This is a genomic window from Bacillus sp. FSL R9-9492, from assembly GCF_038007365.1.
Lineage (GTDB): Bacteria > Bacillota > Bacilli > Bacillales > Bacillaceae_G > Bacillus_A > Bacillus_A mycoides.
Genome location: NZ_JBBOXC010000001.1, coordinates 1,994,623 through 2,009,391, shown reverse-complemented (window position 1 = coordinate 2,009,391; position 14,769 = coordinate 1,994,623). Strand labels below are relative to the sequence as shown.

At 34.2% G+C, this 14,769-nt stretch carries 14 protein-coding genes; 4 read left to right on the top strand and 10 right to left on the bottom strand.

From position 1 onward, the window contains the following. Window position 1 precedes the first annotated feature (1 nt). Window positions 2–1,294, bottom strand: coding sequence for an enterotoxin EntFM (gene entFM / locus MKY70_RS10100; RefSeq protein ID WP_002012346.1), 1,293 nt, complete (start codon window positions 1,292–1,294; stop codon window positions 2–4). 705 nt (window positions 1,295–1,999) lie between these two features. Between entFM and MKY70_RS10095 the strand changes: the two genes are divergently transcribed. Further along, entirely contained in the window at window positions 2,000–2,170 is a 171-nt protein-coding gene (locus MKY70_RS10095; protein ID WP_002086168.1) for a hypothetical protein, read from the top strand. 43 nt (window positions 2,171–2,213) lie between these two features. On the opposite strand, the gene MKY70_RS10090 is transcribed toward MKY70_RS10095, so the two are convergent. Continuing rightward, on the bottom strand, window positions 2,214–2,813 hold the full coding sequence (locus MKY70_RS10090) for a nitroreductase family protein (protein ID WP_002141347.1): 600 nt from the start codon (window positions 2,811–2,813) through the stop codon (window positions 2,214–2,216). Between the two features lie 248 nt (window positions 2,814–3,061). Continuing rightward, window positions 3,062–4,015, bottom strand: coding sequence for a D-alanyl-D-alanine carboxypeptidase family protein (locus MKY70_RS10085; protein ID WP_002086170.1), 954 nt, complete (start codon window positions 4,013–4,015; stop codon window positions 3,062–3,064). 219 nt (window positions 4,016–4,234) lie between these two features. Between MKY70_RS10085 and MKY70_RS10080 the strand changes: the two genes are divergently transcribed. The 3 genes from MKY70_RS10080 (at window position 4,235) to MKY70_RS10070 (ending at window position 6,111) form a co-directional block, all read left to right on the top strand. Next, window positions 4,235–5,236: a S66 family peptidase gene (locus tag MKY70_RS10080; protein WP_341074501.1), complete on the top strand. Its 1,002-nt coding sequence runs from the start codon at window positions 4,235–4,237 to the stop codon at window positions 5,234–5,236. A gap of 202 nt (window positions 5,237–5,438) precedes the next feature. Then, a complete protein-coding gene (locus tag MKY70_RS10075) occupies window positions 5,439–5,780 on the top strand; it encodes an EamA family transporter (RefSeq protein ID WP_088032567.1) in 342 nt (113 codons plus the stop codon). Next, complete coding sequence (locus tag MKY70_RS10070) at window positions 5,773–6,111, top strand: EamA family transporter (protein ID WP_002135751.1); 339 nt, start codon at window positions 5,773–5,775, stop codon at window positions 6,109–6,111. The genes MKY70_RS10075 and MKY70_RS10070 overlap by 8 nt, the downstream gene beginning before the upstream one ends. A 35-nt stretch (window positions 6,112–6,146) precedes the next feature. On the opposite strand, the gene MKY70_RS10065 is transcribed toward MKY70_RS10070, so the two are convergent. The 7 genes from MKY70_RS10065 to MKY70_RS10035 form a co-directional block, all read right to left on the bottom strand. After that, window positions 6,147–6,596, bottom strand: a complete 450-nt coding sequence (locus tag MKY70_RS10065) for a DUF6376 family protein (protein ID WP_002012340.1) — start codon at window positions 6,594–6,596, stop codon at window positions 6,147–6,149. 244 nt (window positions 6,597–6,840) lie between these two features. Then, complete coding sequence (locus MKY70_RS10060) at window positions 6,841–7,062, bottom strand: hypothetical protein (protein ID WP_002031341.1); 222 nt, start codon at window positions 7,060–7,062, stop codon at window positions 6,841–6,843. A gap of 195 nt (window positions 7,063–7,257) precedes the next feature. Further along, the gene (gene cydC / locus MKY70_RS10055) at window positions 7,258–8,982 is read right to left on the bottom strand and encodes a thiol reductant ABC exporter subunit CydC (RefSeq protein ID WP_113708737.1); all 1,725 of its coding nucleotides are present in this window, start codon (window positions 8,980–8,982) and stop codon (window positions 7,258–7,260) included. Beyond that, the gene (gene cydD / locus MKY70_RS10050; RefSeq protein ID WP_088032561.1) at window positions 8,979–10,700 is read right to left on the bottom strand and encodes a thiol reductant ABC exporter subunit CydD; all 1,722 of its coding nucleotides are present in this window, start codon (window positions 10,698–10,700) and stop codon (window positions 8,979–8,981) included. The genes cydC and cydD overlap by 4 nt, the downstream gene beginning before the upstream one ends. Continuing rightward, on the bottom strand, window positions 10,700–11,716 hold the full coding sequence (gene cydB / locus MKY70_RS10045; RefSeq protein WP_341024100.1) for a cytochrome d ubiquinol oxidase subunit II: 1,017 nt from the start codon (window positions 11,714–11,716) through the stop codon (window positions 10,700–10,702). Before cydB ends, cydD begins: the two co-directional genes overlap by 1 nt. Further along, window positions 11,703–13,106 carry a cytochrome ubiquinol oxidase subunit I gene (gene cydA, locus MKY70_RS10040; RefSeq protein WP_002012335.1) on the bottom strand — a complete coding sequence of 468 codons (1,404 nt, stop codon included), beginning with the start codon at window positions 13,104–13,106 and terminating at the stop codon, window positions 11,703–11,705. The genes cydB and cydA overlap by 14 nt, the downstream gene beginning before the upstream one ends. A 599-nt stretch (window positions 13,107–13,705) precedes the next feature. Continuing rightward, complete coding sequence (locus MKY70_RS10035; protein WP_341024099.1) at window positions 13,706–14,761, bottom strand: LLM class flavin-dependent oxidoreductase; 1,056 nt, start codon at window positions 14,759–14,761, stop codon at window positions 13,706–13,708. Between the last annotated feature and the right edge of the window lie 8 nt (window positions 14,762–14,769).

Sequence of the window (14,769 nt, the reverse complement as noted above, 5' to 3'; positions counted from 1 at the left end):
CTTAGTATGCTTTTGTGTAACCTAATAGGTGCTTACTCCAGTAAGAGTTGCTTACAGAGCTAATGCGTACACCAGTTGCGTCAGTTTCTGCACTGATGAACTGTCCATTACCTAAGTAAACGCCCATGTGAGAAGGACCTGATTTATAAGTATTTTGGAAGTATACTAAATCACCTGGTTGTGGACTGTTAGTCTTTGTTTTAGAGCTCCAGTATCCAGCAACTGTTTGACGAGCGCCTTTATGACCAGTTTGATTTAATACGTAGTGAATGAATCCACTGCAGTCAAAACCAGCAGGTGTTGTACCAGCAGTTCTGTATGGTGAACCATTTAAAGATCTAGCGAATCCAGCGATTGAAGATGTATCTCCACCTGTTGGTGCTGTTGGTTTTTGTACTTGGTTCGTACCTTGGTTCGTACCTTGGTTACCACCAGTAACTACATTGTTCACTCCGCCTTTTACAAACTTAACAAAGTCTGCACTTACGTAACCAGTGCGGCCATTATGGTTAATTTTATACCAACCATTTTCAGCGCCAGTAACGTTTAATACTGTACCGTTTGTTACCCCACCAATTACAGGGTTATATGTAGCTGGACCTGTACGTACTTTTAAAGCACCTGTGTTAACAACATATGATCCACCAGTTTGAACTGTAGTAGTATTGTTGTTGTTGTTTGTAGTTGGTTGCTGAGTTTCGTTAGATACAGCTGAACCACCTTTTGTTACGAAGTCTTTACTTACGTATCCAGTTCCACCATTGAAGTTAATTTTAAACCAATCTTGAACTTCACCTACAACTTGAACTGTTTTTCCTTTATTTACAGAACCTAAAACAGTATGAGATGCACTTGGGCCTGTACGTACGTTTAATGAAGAAACGTTTACTGTGTAAGTACCTGTTCCTTGCTGAACAGTAGTAGTAGTTCCTTTGTTGCCACCAGTTGTTACGAAGTCCCCACTTACATAACCTGTTTGACCGTTTACACTAACTTTGAACCAACCGTTTTCTTGTCCAATTACTTGAAGTACTTGACCTGATTTCACTTTAGAAATAACGTTATGTCCTGTACCAGCACCTGAACGTACATTTAATACATCAGCTGTTACTGTGTATTTTAATTCAGAAGTTGTTTCTACCGTTTTTGTTTCAGTTACAGTCGTTTGAGTTTGAGTTTGTCCATTGATTTCTTTTAGCGCATCATTTGAAACTTGTGCATGAGCAGAATCCATTCCAGGAACTGCTACACCTACTACAGATGCTGCTGCTAAACCTGCGATTACTTTTTTCATAAGTTGTCTTTACTTCCTTTCCCTACTATCCTCTTGAGAAAACTATAAACTTAGTACTTTACAATATTATCAAAGTAAAATATTCATCCAGTTCCATTTTTTAGCAAGAGTTTTATTTTTCACACATCATTTATTTTAAACGATTGAAGTGAATTTAGTGTGAACTTCATGTGAACTTTATCATTAAACAGTGTGTTTTTGCAATGCTTTTTTCAAATTTCTTATGTATTTCATTGAAAATTCGACATTCCATTCATTATCTTAATATATATTTTTCTTTTGCTATCCACTTTAAAAAACTCTATTAATCTAATACAATGCAAAGAATGTATTTTCTAGTAAAGTCCCTTCCATGAAGCATACTCTTATCATGACAAAAAAATGCTTTTTTTATCAATAGTATAATATTTTCAGAAAACTATTTTTGATATTATCCATCGTTTTTAAAAGATTTGACGATTTGTAAGATTTAACTCCAAAAATTCTGTTCTAATTTGACGAAAATACACATTCCACTATCTATTTTTCACTATCTATGGAATTTTCAGGATATTTGTATTATCATATATAAAGTAGGATTTTAATCCATATAAATTTTATTCACCCCACACTGAAACCAATCTAACTTTTACAGGTCGGTCATTGAATTTTGATATGGAAGCCTTACTGCCCGCAAATAGTGAGATAAAAAAAGGAGATATATTTATGAAAAACATAATAGATGATCCTATAAATAAAAATATAGAACTGTACTATGCTTTTTTTCAATTCGTTTCAATTATAACATTACAAAAAGTATCAACTATTGAAACACGTAAAAACAAATTAAAAAATCAGATGAAAAATTCCTACAAAAAAAATCCTTACTACTTATAAAAGGTGAACAGATTATATCTCTGTTCACCTTTTATTTTTTATTTTATTTGTAAATTTTCACACGAGTTTCTAATGGCTGATATTCTTTATCTCCTGCCGAAACTACCGGTTTACCAAATGGCATTTGCGCAGTTAACTTCCAGTTTTCAGGTACATCCCATTCTTTTTTTACTTCCTCATCAATCAACGGATTATAATGCTGTAGTGTAGCACCAAAACCTTCAATCTCTAATGCTGTCCAAATGGCAAATTGCAACATTCCAGAAGATTGCTGAGACCATGTAGGAAAATTATCTTTATATAGTGCAAAGTTCTCTTGCAAACTTTCTACTACTTTACTATCTTCGAAATACAAAACTGTTCCATAGCCACTTTTAAATGCATTCATTTTCTCTTCAGTAGGTGCAAAATTATTTTCAGGCACAATTTTTCGTAACGTTTCTTTCGTAACATTCCATAATTTGTCGTGTTGTTCACCTAGTAATACAACAACTCTTGCACTTTGAGAATTAAAAGCCGAAGGTGTATGTTTCACAGCATGATAAATCACTTCTTGAATTCTTTCATCAGAAACTACTTGCTCTTTACTAATCGCGTAAATAGATCTTCTGTCTTCAATTGCTGAGTAAAAATCTTTTGCCATTACAATTCCCTCCAATTTTCATTTGAGGCAGTATCATATGTACGAAGCATATAATGCCTCTCGAACTTATTATTAATAAGTTCTTAACTTAATAATATCAACAAACAAAAACAAACTCAAATGATATCACTTGAGTTTTCACTTCCTATACGTCAAAGAATAAAAAAACAGTTTATTGTCACCAAAATCAAGGTTCAATAAACTGTCTGTCTTATTTTTATAACAATCTAAATTACTTCTTTCTTCACCTAATTAAGCAATTGAAATGCATAGGACATTAATTTATTTGTTTCTGTAAAACGTTTTGTTTTACTTTTTGTCCCCATAACAACTGTAATAATGCGATTATCACCTTGTTTTGCAGTACCTGTAAAACAATACCCTGCGCTATCTGTAAATCCTGTTTTTAATCCGTCTATTCCTTCTATATATAAAGCTTTATTATTTTTGTTTAACATCTCATTTGTGCTTGTAACATTAACATTATTAAATGCTAACTGACTTTGACGTAAGTGAGTCACTTCTAATATCTCTGGATAGTCTTTTATAAGATGATACGCTAATTTTGCTACGTCAGCTGCTGTCATTTTTGTTTCACTTCCGTCGGGCTCCTGCAATCCGGAAGCATTCGCGAATTTAGCTTTATCTGACATTTCTAACTGCTTTGCTTTTTCATTCATAAGTTGAACAAAGTTTTTTTCTGTCTTAGCTACATGTTCCGCTAAAGCGACAGCCGAATTATTAGCCGATTCAATCATTAACGCATGATATAAGTCCTTAACAGTTAATGTATCATTTGCTTGCATCGGGATTTTTGCACCCTCTGTTTGTGCCGACTTTGCACTTATTTTCACTGGATCTTCCCAGTGGACTTTCCCATTATGTATACTCTCTAAAACGAGATATGCTGTCATCATTTTTGACATACTAGCAGGGGCAACAGCTTCATTTTCATTATTTTGATAAATAACTTCTCCATTACTCGCATCGATAATAATAGCTGCTTTTGCATCAATTTCTGGTGGTATATATTTTGGTGGAACTACTTTTTCAGATAGCCCTGTTTTAGGTAGCTCTGCCACTTGTAAAGGCTGAGTATCTACATTTGTTTCACTCTTTTGAACTCCTTGGAAAAAGAACCAACATATACCCAGAATTACTACTAACAGGATTGTTAATCTTCCCCATTTTAACCGCTTCATTCTAAAACTCCTTTAACAAACCTTTTATACACTCATGTTTAACCATAACAACAATTACTTTATATCGTCAAGGTAAAAAGCATATTTATTCATCTATAACAATTATAATTTCAACCTCGTTCTCTTTTTCATATGTGTTACACTAAAAACAACGAAATATAAGAATATTCAATTACTTTTAAACACAAAAACACTATATAATAGAAAGGATTTATACAAATGATACTTCCAAAAGCATTAAAATATGGCGATACAATTGGCATCTACTCTCCCTCTTCACCAGTAACCTATACTTCTCCAAAGAGATTTGAGCGCGCAAAATTATACTTAGAACAGAAAGGTTTTCATATATTAGAAGGTTCACTAACAGGTCAATATGATTATTATCGCTCCGGGAGCATTAAAGAGCGTGCTGAGGAATTAAATGACTTGATTAGAAACCCTAACGTCTCTTGTATCATGTCGACAATTGGGGGACTGAATTCAAATTCATTATTACCTTATATTGATTATGAGACTTTTCAAAAGAATCCTAAATTAATGATTGGCTATTCAGACACAATAGCATTATTACTAGGTATTTATGCAAAAACAGGAATTCCTACATTTTATGGTCCAGCACTTGTTCCTTCTTTTGGTGAATTTGAGCCTTTCGTAGATTGCACGTACAAATATTTTGCGGATACTTTATTAACTGATCAACACCTTCCTTACAACATAAACCAGCCGTTATTTTGGTCAGATGAATTTATTAATTGGGAAGAAAAAACGAAAGAAAAAGATCTTCGACCGAACAATTGGATTTCAGTAATGGGCGGAAAAACTACTGGACGTATTATTGGTGGGAATTTAAATACTATACAAGGTATTTGGGGTAGCCCCTATATGCCACTTATTCAAGATGGTGACATTCTCTTTATTGAAGATAGCTCAAAAGATGCAGCTACTATCGAAAGAAGTTTTTCATTACTTAAAATTAACGGCGTTTTTGATAAAGTTTCAGGTATCATCCTTGGAAAACATGAGCAATTTGATGATTGTGGTACAAATAGAAAACCTTACGAAATATTATTAGAAGTATTACAAAATCAAAAACTTCCTTTTCTAGCCGATTTTGACTGTTGTCATACTCATCCAATGATTACTTTGCCAATAGGTATTCAAGTAGAGATGGATGCAACAAATAAAACGATACAAATTATAGAACAGTGGAAAATCTAACTCTACTAGCTCTATTATTTTCAGCTCTAAAGCTACGCATTGCCTTCTATTGTTTTACATTAGAAGACATGATACTATATATTTTGGAATGTGAAGAAATAAACAAAAATCATTTCAATATGCCTTTTATATATAATAAGAAGCTATTGATTATATACATCGAGTTTACATACGTGTATATAAAGTAAAAGAGAGTGAATATATGAAACCAACTATTAAAAACTATGTATTTTTACATGTGGCCTTCTTGATATATTCTATCATTATGGTTTACATGAAATGGGCATCTCAATTCCCTGTTGCATCAATTTCATTTTTTATTGCTTACTTCGGACTTGTTGTACTTTTATTCGGATATGCAATTCTATGGCAACAAGTCATTAAGAACTTTGAAATTTCTAGAGCATATTCACACCGTGGGATTATCATACTATGGTCAATGCTTTGGTCAGTATTCCTGTTTGGAGATACGATACAGTGGAATCACATACTTGGCGCAGCTATTATTATCGTCGGAATTGTGGTGGTGACAAAAGATGAATAGTTATATGTTATTATTGATATTTGGGATAATTTTAGCCAATTACTCACAAATATTATTAAAAAAGGCTACTTTACAACAATACGATTCTAGAATAAAAGAATATGTGAATCCTTATGTTATCATCGGCTACTTTTTATTTGTAATTAATGCCGGATTAAATGTGATCGCCTTAAAGGGCATGGCATTAAAGCAAGCATCTGCATTAGAATCATTAAGTTATATCATCATTTTAATTTTCAGTTGGTACTTCCTAGGGGAGAAAATCACGAAACGAAAAATCATTGGCAACATTATTATTGTCATTGGTGTAATCATCTATTGTATTCAATAACAAAAAGATCCGTTTATGATAAACGGATCTTTTTGTTATTGCCCTAAATTTTGAACCTTATCTTTCAAATCACGAACTTGTTCTATCGTCTGCATAAGCTCAGAGTTTTTAAACTGCTCTACATTCATTTTTCCTTCCTCTATCTTTGTCATAGATGTATCAATTAATGTATTTAACTTTTCATTATAACCGACGATTTGCTGGTGAAGATCCTTCGCTACATCTGGTGGTGTTAATTCATTAAAAGCTGGTATATCTTGTTTAATTTCAGTAAGTTTCGTTTCTAGTTCTTTCCGGGCTTCCCCATCATTAACGGCCTTTTCTGCTAATGCTGGCGCTTCATTTGCAAATGCACTTATTTCATTTACATAGTCTGTCGCTTTTTGAGCGTAATCTATGGAGTTCTTCCCTTCCTCTACTAGCGAACATCCCATCAAACCAATTGAAACTACAATTGAAAGTAACATTGTTTTTGTAAACTTCATTTTTACCTCCTAAATAATTTCCATACTTTTATTCATTTATAAACACTTTATTTTCTTCTTATACACTTTATCACATCATATCTTATTTTTTTAATCTTCCTCTTATACATTCTAGAAAAATCATTATTATCCTGTTCAACATGTACCTCGAAACTATCTTCATTTAAATATAAAAACAGACATACTTATTTTAAGTACGTCTGTTTTCCAGGTACGTATAGCTCTCACTAATTAAAGTTTCTCTTTATCCTCTCACATGCCCTATTACTGTTATAATATCTATGTCTATATGTACACTAATAATATCTTCTATAATGTCCGTATATCCTTGACCTAAAGGTGTTCCGTAATGTAATAAAATTTCTTTTTTTTCATAAACTGACTTCGGTACTGTAAAAATAAATTTCCTCATATTCCGCTCATCAGCAGGCTCCAGTATTAAAACAATGCCATCCTCTTCAAACATATAATCACGCCTTCCAACAATCCATTCACTATGGCTCAAGTATTGCCTTGAAAGGATAGGTTTTAAACACCCTTTCTAACAATATATAACCATTTCATGATCAAATAGCTTATACGGCTTATATGATTTCACCACAAATACAAAAAAACACAAACCTTGAACTACCAAGAATTTGTGTTTTTTTGCATTTCATTCCTATATACCTTTATCAAGCTCATATAACCTACGATATTTCTCATTTTCTTTCAGTAGCTGTTCGTGACTACCTTGCATAGCGATTTGGCCACTATCAAGGAAAATAACTTCATCTACATGTTCAATTCCTACAAGATGATGTGTAATCCAAATAACAGTCTTTTCTTCTGTTGCAGAAAACATTGTTTCTATTAAGGCTAATTCCGTTTTAGGGTCTAAACCGATAGTTGGTTCATCAAGCACAATAATCGATGCTTCTTGCATAAGAGTTCTTGCAAATGCTACCCTTTGCCTTTCTCCGCCAGAAAACCTCTTTCCCATTTCATGCATTTTTGTTTGTAATCCATCAGGAAGAGAAGCAATGTGCGGCGCTAGCTGTGCTTTCTCTAAAGCTTTCCATATCTCTTCATCATTAGCCTCTGGTTTACCGATCCGCACATTATTTCCAATTGTCGTATCGAATAAATGTGGTTTTTGGTTTAATACAGAAATATATTTTGACAAAAAATCCGTATGAGCTTGTTCACCATTCAATATAACTTGCCCACTCACCGGACGTAGCGCACCAGTTAACAGTTTTAGTAAAGTAGATTTTCCTGTTCCACTTCTACCTAAAATAGCAATTTTCTTTCCTGCCTTTATTTGCAATGATACATCTTTTAATACAGGTTCATTACTATCCGGGTAATTATACGACACATTACTCAGTTCAATATCTACATGTTTTGATACAACGTATTCCTTATTTACAGGTAACTCCTTACCACCATCCAAAGTGCTCTCACTTTCTACGCCATTAAGCCGATGAGCAGATTCTACATAAGATGGAATTCGATCGATAGCATCTGATATAGGGATAAGCGCATTTGTCACAGATAATGTCATTAATACGAAAGCTGCGATAACTGTAGGTGCAATCTGTTCACTTGCCGCTGCATTTCCAGTCCATATAATCATTGAAATGACTACAATACCTACTGTTAAGTGAATGAGACTGTCTCGAATATGGTACCAGCGTTTCACTCTCTTTTCTGTCTTTAACAACTGGACATTTTGCGCTACATACTCATTAATAAATTCATCTTTTCTACCACTCGCCTGCCAATCAGATAACCCAAATACAGCATCTGTCAATTGTTGATACAAACGATTTCTTCCTCGCTTCAAAGCAACATGATGTCGTTTCATCAAAAGTAGTGATACGAATGGGAGAAGAAAAACAATAACAGCTAACATACAAGCTGCGATAAGTGCAAATACTAAGTCAAATGCACCTATAACAATTACGAAAATGCTATATACAACTAACGCTAATATACTAGGGAATATTGTACGTAAATATAGATTCTGTAAATGTTCTATATCATCAGACAATACACCTAGTACATCACCAGTTTGAAATCGAGAGCGTAAAAATAACGCCTGTGGTTCTACAATTCTATATAGTTTTGTTCTCATTTTTTCTAAAATTCGTAGAACGACGTCATGCCCTACTAAACGCTCTAAATAATGAAAGACAGCTTGCCCTATACTAAACGCACGCGTTGCAACTATAGGAACATATACAGCCATTACATTTTCTGGTCTGAGAGCAGATTTAGAAATTAAATAACCTGAAATGAAAAGTAGCATCGCACCTGAACTAACTCCAAGAAGCCCGAGGAAAATAGTCAACGTCATTCTACCTTTATTTTGCTGTATATAAGGTTTAATCCAATTACTCATCGCTCTCCCCTCTCTTCCCTATGAAAATGTAATGTCTCATTCTTTAAAAGTTCTTCATATGTTCCACTTTCTTTAGTTTCCCCTTTATTTAAAATAAGAATATGATCCATTTGCTTCATCCAATGCAGACGATGCGTTGCAAGAAATACTAACTTACCTTCAAACAGACGTAACATCGATTGCTTTATTTCAAATTCAGTTTCAATATCAAGATGTGCTGTAGGTTCATCTAATAAAATGATTGGCTTTTTACTTAAAAGTGCACGTGCCATAGCGACACGTTGTTCTTGTCCGCCACTAAGCATACGTCCACCTTCTCCAATTCTTTCGTACATCCCATGTGGTAATGATGCAACGAGCGAACGAAGACCAACTTCATTAATAACTCTCTCAACTTCTTCATCAATTGTATTCTTTTCATAGAAACAAATATTATCTTTTAATGAAAGCGGAAAAATATAAGGTTGCTGCGGAATATAAGCAATATTTTTTTGCCAATCTTCTCGAGTAGATTCACCAATTTCCACACCATTTACTAACATCTTCCCACCCGAAGGCGGTAGAAATCCTGCTAACACATCGATTAACGTTGATTTCCCTGCCCCACTTTCACCAATAATGCCTATAGCACCGTTACCTTGCCAAGTAAAATCAATTCCCTCTAATATAGCCTTTTCAGATTCATCATTATTTACTTTTACATCTTGTAATTTCAAACTACTAGAAGAATTCCATACTATATCTACATTTGAATCTTTCTTTTCTATTTCTTTTTGTTTCTGTAAAATTTCTTCTATTTGCTCCATTGCAAGTTGTCCATCTAATGTAGCATGATAATTCGCTCCAACTTGCTTAATCGGCAGAAAATATTCCGGCGCTAAAATTAAAATCGTAAGAGCTGGCAACAGTATAATTGTCCCATCTATTAACCGTATCCCTAATCCAACTGCTACAAATGCAATTGATAAACTCGTAAAGAAATCTAATGCAAAAGAAGAAAGAAAAGCAACTCGCAAAGTACGCATCGTTGCTTTTCTATATCGTTTACTTACTTTTTCAATCTTTCCTTCGTGCTGTTTACTTTTCCCTAAATACTTTAATGTTTCTAATCCTTTTAACGTATCTACAAAATGATTAGAAAGTACACGATATGTCTCATATTGGCTATCCGCCATTTTCTGCGCTGCTAATCCTAGAAGGATCATAAATATGATCACAATTGGAATCGTTACAACTAAAATGATTCCAGACTTAATGTCCAGTGTAAAAACATATAGAACAATTAGCCCTGGAACGATACTACTTCTAATCATTTTAGGAATTGTCAATTCAATATATGTTTTAAATTTCTCAATACCTTCTATCGATAAAGTAACCAGATGACCAGTCCCATTCGTTTGGACAAATCTCGGCCCTAACGTAAAATATGCTTCTATTAACTGTTTACGTAATGCAAATCCTGTTTTTTCAGCGAAACGCTCAACCAATATTTGCGATGTTCGCACTAACATTTGGCGTGCTGCAAACGTGATCCCAAAATAAACAGTTTCATTTAGCACAGCTTGCACTGTTTCTCCATGAAATAAAAATGTGATTGCTCGTGCTAAAAATACTGTCTGCGCAATGATACTACACGCCTCTAAAATGCTAATAAGACTTAAAGTTACATATAAAACTCGGCTACCAGGATACGACGGAAGTCCTCTTTTTCTTTTCATTAGTACTCCAAATCTTTGTCTGACTTAACAGGTTGTCTAAATACATAGAAACTCCATATTTGACTACCGATAACAAACGGTAAAATAGCAAGAGAAAAATAGCTCATCAATTTTAATGCATAAGGTCCTGATGCCGCATTATAAATTGTCAAATCATTTACCGCTCCTAATGAGCTAATCATGACACGCGGGAACATACCGATGAACACACTTGCACTTAACAAAATGATTGTTAAACTCGTCATAAAGAAAGCCCAACCATCTCTTCTTCTTTTATTTAATAAAGTAGAAACAAATAGCGCTACAAAAGCTCCAATTGGAACCATTAGCCACTCTGAACCATGTGCGGTGAAAATATCTGTTTTCCATAACCCTACAGCTGCAAAAACAAGAAGTGTTATTAATGCAAAAGGTGCAATCTTTGTCGCGGCAATACGTGCGCGTTCTCGTAATTTTCCTGTTGTACGTATAGTAAGGAATTGCAAACCATGAACAATACATAGAAGAAGAAACATAACTCCCCCAAGTAACGCAAATGGGTGAAGTAATTTCATAAATCCGCCTACCATATTTTTACTTCCATCAATTGGTACACCTGTCATAAAGTTTGCGATTGCAACTCCCCAAAGTATAGGAGGTAGCAAACTTCCAATAAACATGCCCCAATCCCAGAAACTCTTCCATTTATGATTTTCTATTTTCGCACGGAATTTAAAGGAAACACCTCTTATAATTAATGCAAGAAGCATAAACACAAATGGAATATAAAACCCACTAAATAAAGTTGCATACCAGTGCGGGAATGCCGCAAACATAGCGCCACCAGCACAAACAAGCCATACTTCATTTGCGTGCCAAAACGGCCCAATTGTATTTAAATATATACGTTTTTCCAAATCGTTTTCCCCTAAAAACCTTGAAACGATTCCTACACCAAAATCGAAACCTTCAAGTACAAAGAAGCCAACGAATAAGGTTGAGATAATTAGAAACCACAACTCATTAAGAGATAACATACTCTTCCTCCTTATCAAATGGATCATGGCTTTGATAATCCTTTTTCGTTTTCTTATTCGCATGTCCTTTAATGATACGAACGAATAAGTAAACAGTAATTCCTCCAACAATTAAATATAGTGATGTGAATGAAACAAGAGAGAATAATACTTCTCCAAATGAAACGTTTGGAGATACAGCATCTTCTGTTTTCATAACACCGAAGACAACCCAAGGCTGACGTCCCATTTCAGTCATAATCCAACCTACTGTATTACCGATAAACGGTAGTGCAATTGCATATACCATTATTTTTAAATACCAAGGGTTTTCAGTTAAGCGATCTTTTCTTGATAAGAACCAGCCGTACATTCCTAAAAGAAGCATGAATGTTCCACTCATTACCATCGCTCTAAAACTCCAGAACATAGTATGTACTGGCGGAATATAATCTCCAGGTCCATATTTTTCTTCATATTGTTTTTGAATTTGATTCATCCCTTCAACTTGACCGCTAAATTTATCGTATGACAATAGACTTAGCATATAAGGGATTTGAATTTCAAACGAATTTTCTTTCTTCTCTGTATCAATTTTTGCAAATACTGTAAATGGAGCTGGATCCTCACTCGTATTCCATAATGCTTCAGCTGCTGCCATTTTCATCGGATGTGTCTTAATTAAATTTTGTGCTTGTGCATGACCGAAAAATAATACCAATGCAGTTGTAATTGTTCCAACAACGATAGAAACTCGGAACGATTTTTTAAACACCGCAGTTTCTTGACCTTTTGATATTTTCCATGCACTTACACCTGCAATAAAGAATGCACCAGTTGCAATTGCCGCTGTGATTGTATGTGGGAATTGCACCCATAATTGTGGATTTTGAATAATCGCCCAAAAATCATTCATCTGTGCACGTCCATCTGCTGCCATTTCATATCCTACTGGGGCATGCATAAATGCACTTGCAGTTAAAATCCAAAATGCTGATAACATTGTTCCTATTGAGAGGAGCCAAATACATAAAAGGTGAACTCGCTTCGGAAGTTTATCCTCACCGAATACCCATAAACCTAGGAATGTAGACTCAATGAAAAATGCTAATAAACCTTCAATTGCAAGTGATGGTCCGAAAACATCACCAACAAAACGTGAATACGTTGACCAGTTCATACCAAACTGAAATTCTTGTAAAATACCTGTTACAACACCTACCGCGAAGTTAACAAGGAATATTTGTGTCCAAAACTTTGTCATCTTCTTATAAATTTCTTGTCCCTTTACCACATACAACGTTTGCATTAACGCAATGATAAAAGCTAAACCTATAGACAGCGGAACGAAAAAGTAATGAAAAATCGTTGTTGATGCAAATTGTATTCGTGCCAATTCGAGCGTTTCCATGCTTAAATCACTTCCTTCATAATTTTTTATCGATTGAATTGAATGAACAATTCAATCATTTGGAAATACAAAAAGATAAATTCGTTTATGTACTTTCTGAAAATATAGATTGTCAGTTTTTTAGATAATTACAAAAGAACTTTCTTCATACGATTTACCTTTTCACTATTTCAGTAGTGTTTTATTCGTTAATCGAATTGTATAATATACTTACATAATAAATTCAGGTGATTTTTGACGTATTATTGACAGGATTTTGTCTGAAATATGTCTTTTGTAATTTTTTTGAATTAGATTTCTCACATTTTAAAAACGTACTTTTCAAACATACAACACACTCTTATATCAATTGTTATTATGTTTTTCTCTTCATACGCTTGACTTTCCCTTTGAAAAATGTCCTCGAACCAAACCTAAAAACACGTTAGATTTTTGTCAAGAGAAAAATGTATTTCCAAAATTCAAATCAACAATATTGTTATTCACAAATAGAAAAAAACTCCCCTTTCTCTAGACATAAAATTCGTTTTTTTGTCATTTTTCAAACTGACTAAATAAAAAAGTACCGAGAATAGATTATACTCCCGGTACTTTTTTCATTATTTCGTTGTATATTTTCTAACAGCCGGCATAATTTCAGTAGCAATTAATTCAATATTTTTCTCAATCTTATCAAATGGTACACCGCCAAAATCAATCTGTGCCATAAAACGTTGCTGTCCAAATAATTCATATTGATAAAGCATTTTTTCAATAATTTGTTGCGGGCTACCAATCATTAACGCATCACGGTAATCTACTGCGTTAGTAAATTGTTGTTTTGGATACCCACCACCGCGTAGCGCAAGCATACCAGCATTAATATGAGGATAATATTCACTAAGTGCATCTTGTGAATTTTCTGCTGTATAAAATAAACTTGTTGTCGCAATTGGTAATGTTGCTGGATCAAAACCACTTTGCTCAGCTGCTTCACGATATGCATCAACCGAAACTTTAAAATTAACAGCTGGGCCACCAAGTGTCGTAAGCATCATTGGTACACCTGCGCGTCCTGCCTTAATTGCACTAGCAGGTGGCCCTCCAACAGCACGCCAAATTGGCATATTGTTATTTTTAGCTCTCGGTATAATTGCCGCATGTTCAAGTGGCGTTCTAAACTGCCCTTTCCATGTTACACTTTCTTCTTTATTTATTTTTAATAAAAGATCCATCTTCTCTTCAAATAGTTCTTCATAATAATTTACATCGTAACCAAGTAAACTATATCCCCCAATACGAGATCCACGACCAGCAACGATTTCAGCACGACCATTAGAAATTAAATCAATTGTGGCAAAATCCTCATATACACGAACCGGATCTGACGTGCTTAATACTGTTGCAGAACTCGCGATTTTAATGTTTTTCGTAGCTTGTGCAATAGCTCCTAAAATAACTGTATGAGCTTGCGTTGTAAAATGCGCTTGATGACTTTCACCGACAGCAAACACATCAATTCCAGCTTCATCTGCTAACTTAGCTGTTTCAATTAGTTCATGAATTCTTTTTTCTGCACTTATTTTCGAACCATCATGCGGATTTAAAATATGATCTCCAATTGAATATAATCCAAATTCAATTCCCTTACTTGTATCAATACGGTATTTTTCCATAGTTGCTC

What these genes read in the sequence shown, in the direction of transcription:
- entFM (WP_002012346.1), bottom strand. Translation starts at nt 1,294, where the DNA reads ATGAAAAAAGTAATCGCAGGTTTAGCAGCAGCATCTGTAGTAGGTGTA.
- MKY70_RS10095 (WP_002086168.1), top strand. Translation starts at nt 2,000, where the DNA reads ATGAAAAACATAATAGATGATCCTATAAATAAAAATATAGAACTGTAC.
- MKY70_RS10090 (WP_002141347.1), bottom strand. Translation starts at nt 2,813, where the DNA reads ATGGCAAAAGATTTTTACTCAGCAATTGAAGACAGAAGATCTATTTAC.
- MKY70_RS10085 (WP_002086170.1), bottom strand. Translation starts at nt 4,015, where the DNA reads ATGAAGCGGTTAAAATGGGGAAGATTAACAATCCTGTTAGTAGTAATT.
- MKY70_RS10080 (WP_341074501.1), top strand. Translation starts at nt 4,235, where the DNA reads ATGATACTTCCAAAAGCATTAAAATATGGCGATACAATTGGCATCTAC.
- MKY70_RS10075 (WP_088032567.1), top strand. Translation starts at nt 5,439, where the DNA reads ATGAAACCAACTATTAAAAACTATGTATTTTTACATGTGGCCTTCTTG.
- MKY70_RS10070 (WP_002135751.1), top strand. Translation starts at nt 5,773, where the DNA reads ATGAATAGTTATATGTTATTATTGATATTTGGGATAATTTTAGCCAAT.
- MKY70_RS10065 (WP_002012340.1), bottom strand. Translation starts at nt 6,596, where the DNA reads ATGAAGTTTACAAAAACAATGTTACTTTCAATTGTAGTTTCAATTGGT.
- MKY70_RS10060 (WP_002031341.1), bottom strand. Translation starts at nt 7,062, where the DNA reads ATGTTTGAAGAGGATGGCATTGTTTTAATACTGGAGCCTGCTGATGAG.
- cydC (WP_113708737.1), bottom strand. Translation starts at nt 8,982, where the DNA reads ATGAGTAATTGGATTAAACCTTATATACAGCAAAATAAAGGTAGAATG.
- cydD (WP_088032561.1), bottom strand. Translation starts at nt 10,700, where the DNA reads ATGAAAAGAAAAAGAGGACTTCCGTCGTATCCTGGTAGCCGAGTTTTA.
- cydB (WP_341024100.1), bottom strand. Translation starts at nt 11,716, where the DNA reads ATGTTATCTCTTAATGAGTTGTGGTTTCTAATTATCTCAACCTTATTC.
- cydA (WP_002012335.1), bottom strand. Translation starts at nt 13,106, where the DNA reads ATGGAAACGCTCGAATTGGCACGAATACAATTTGCATCAACAACGATT.
- MKY70_RS10035 (WP_341024099.1), bottom strand. Translation starts at nt 14,761, where the DNA reads ATGGAAAAATACCGTATTGATACAAGTAAGGGAATTGAATTTGGATTA.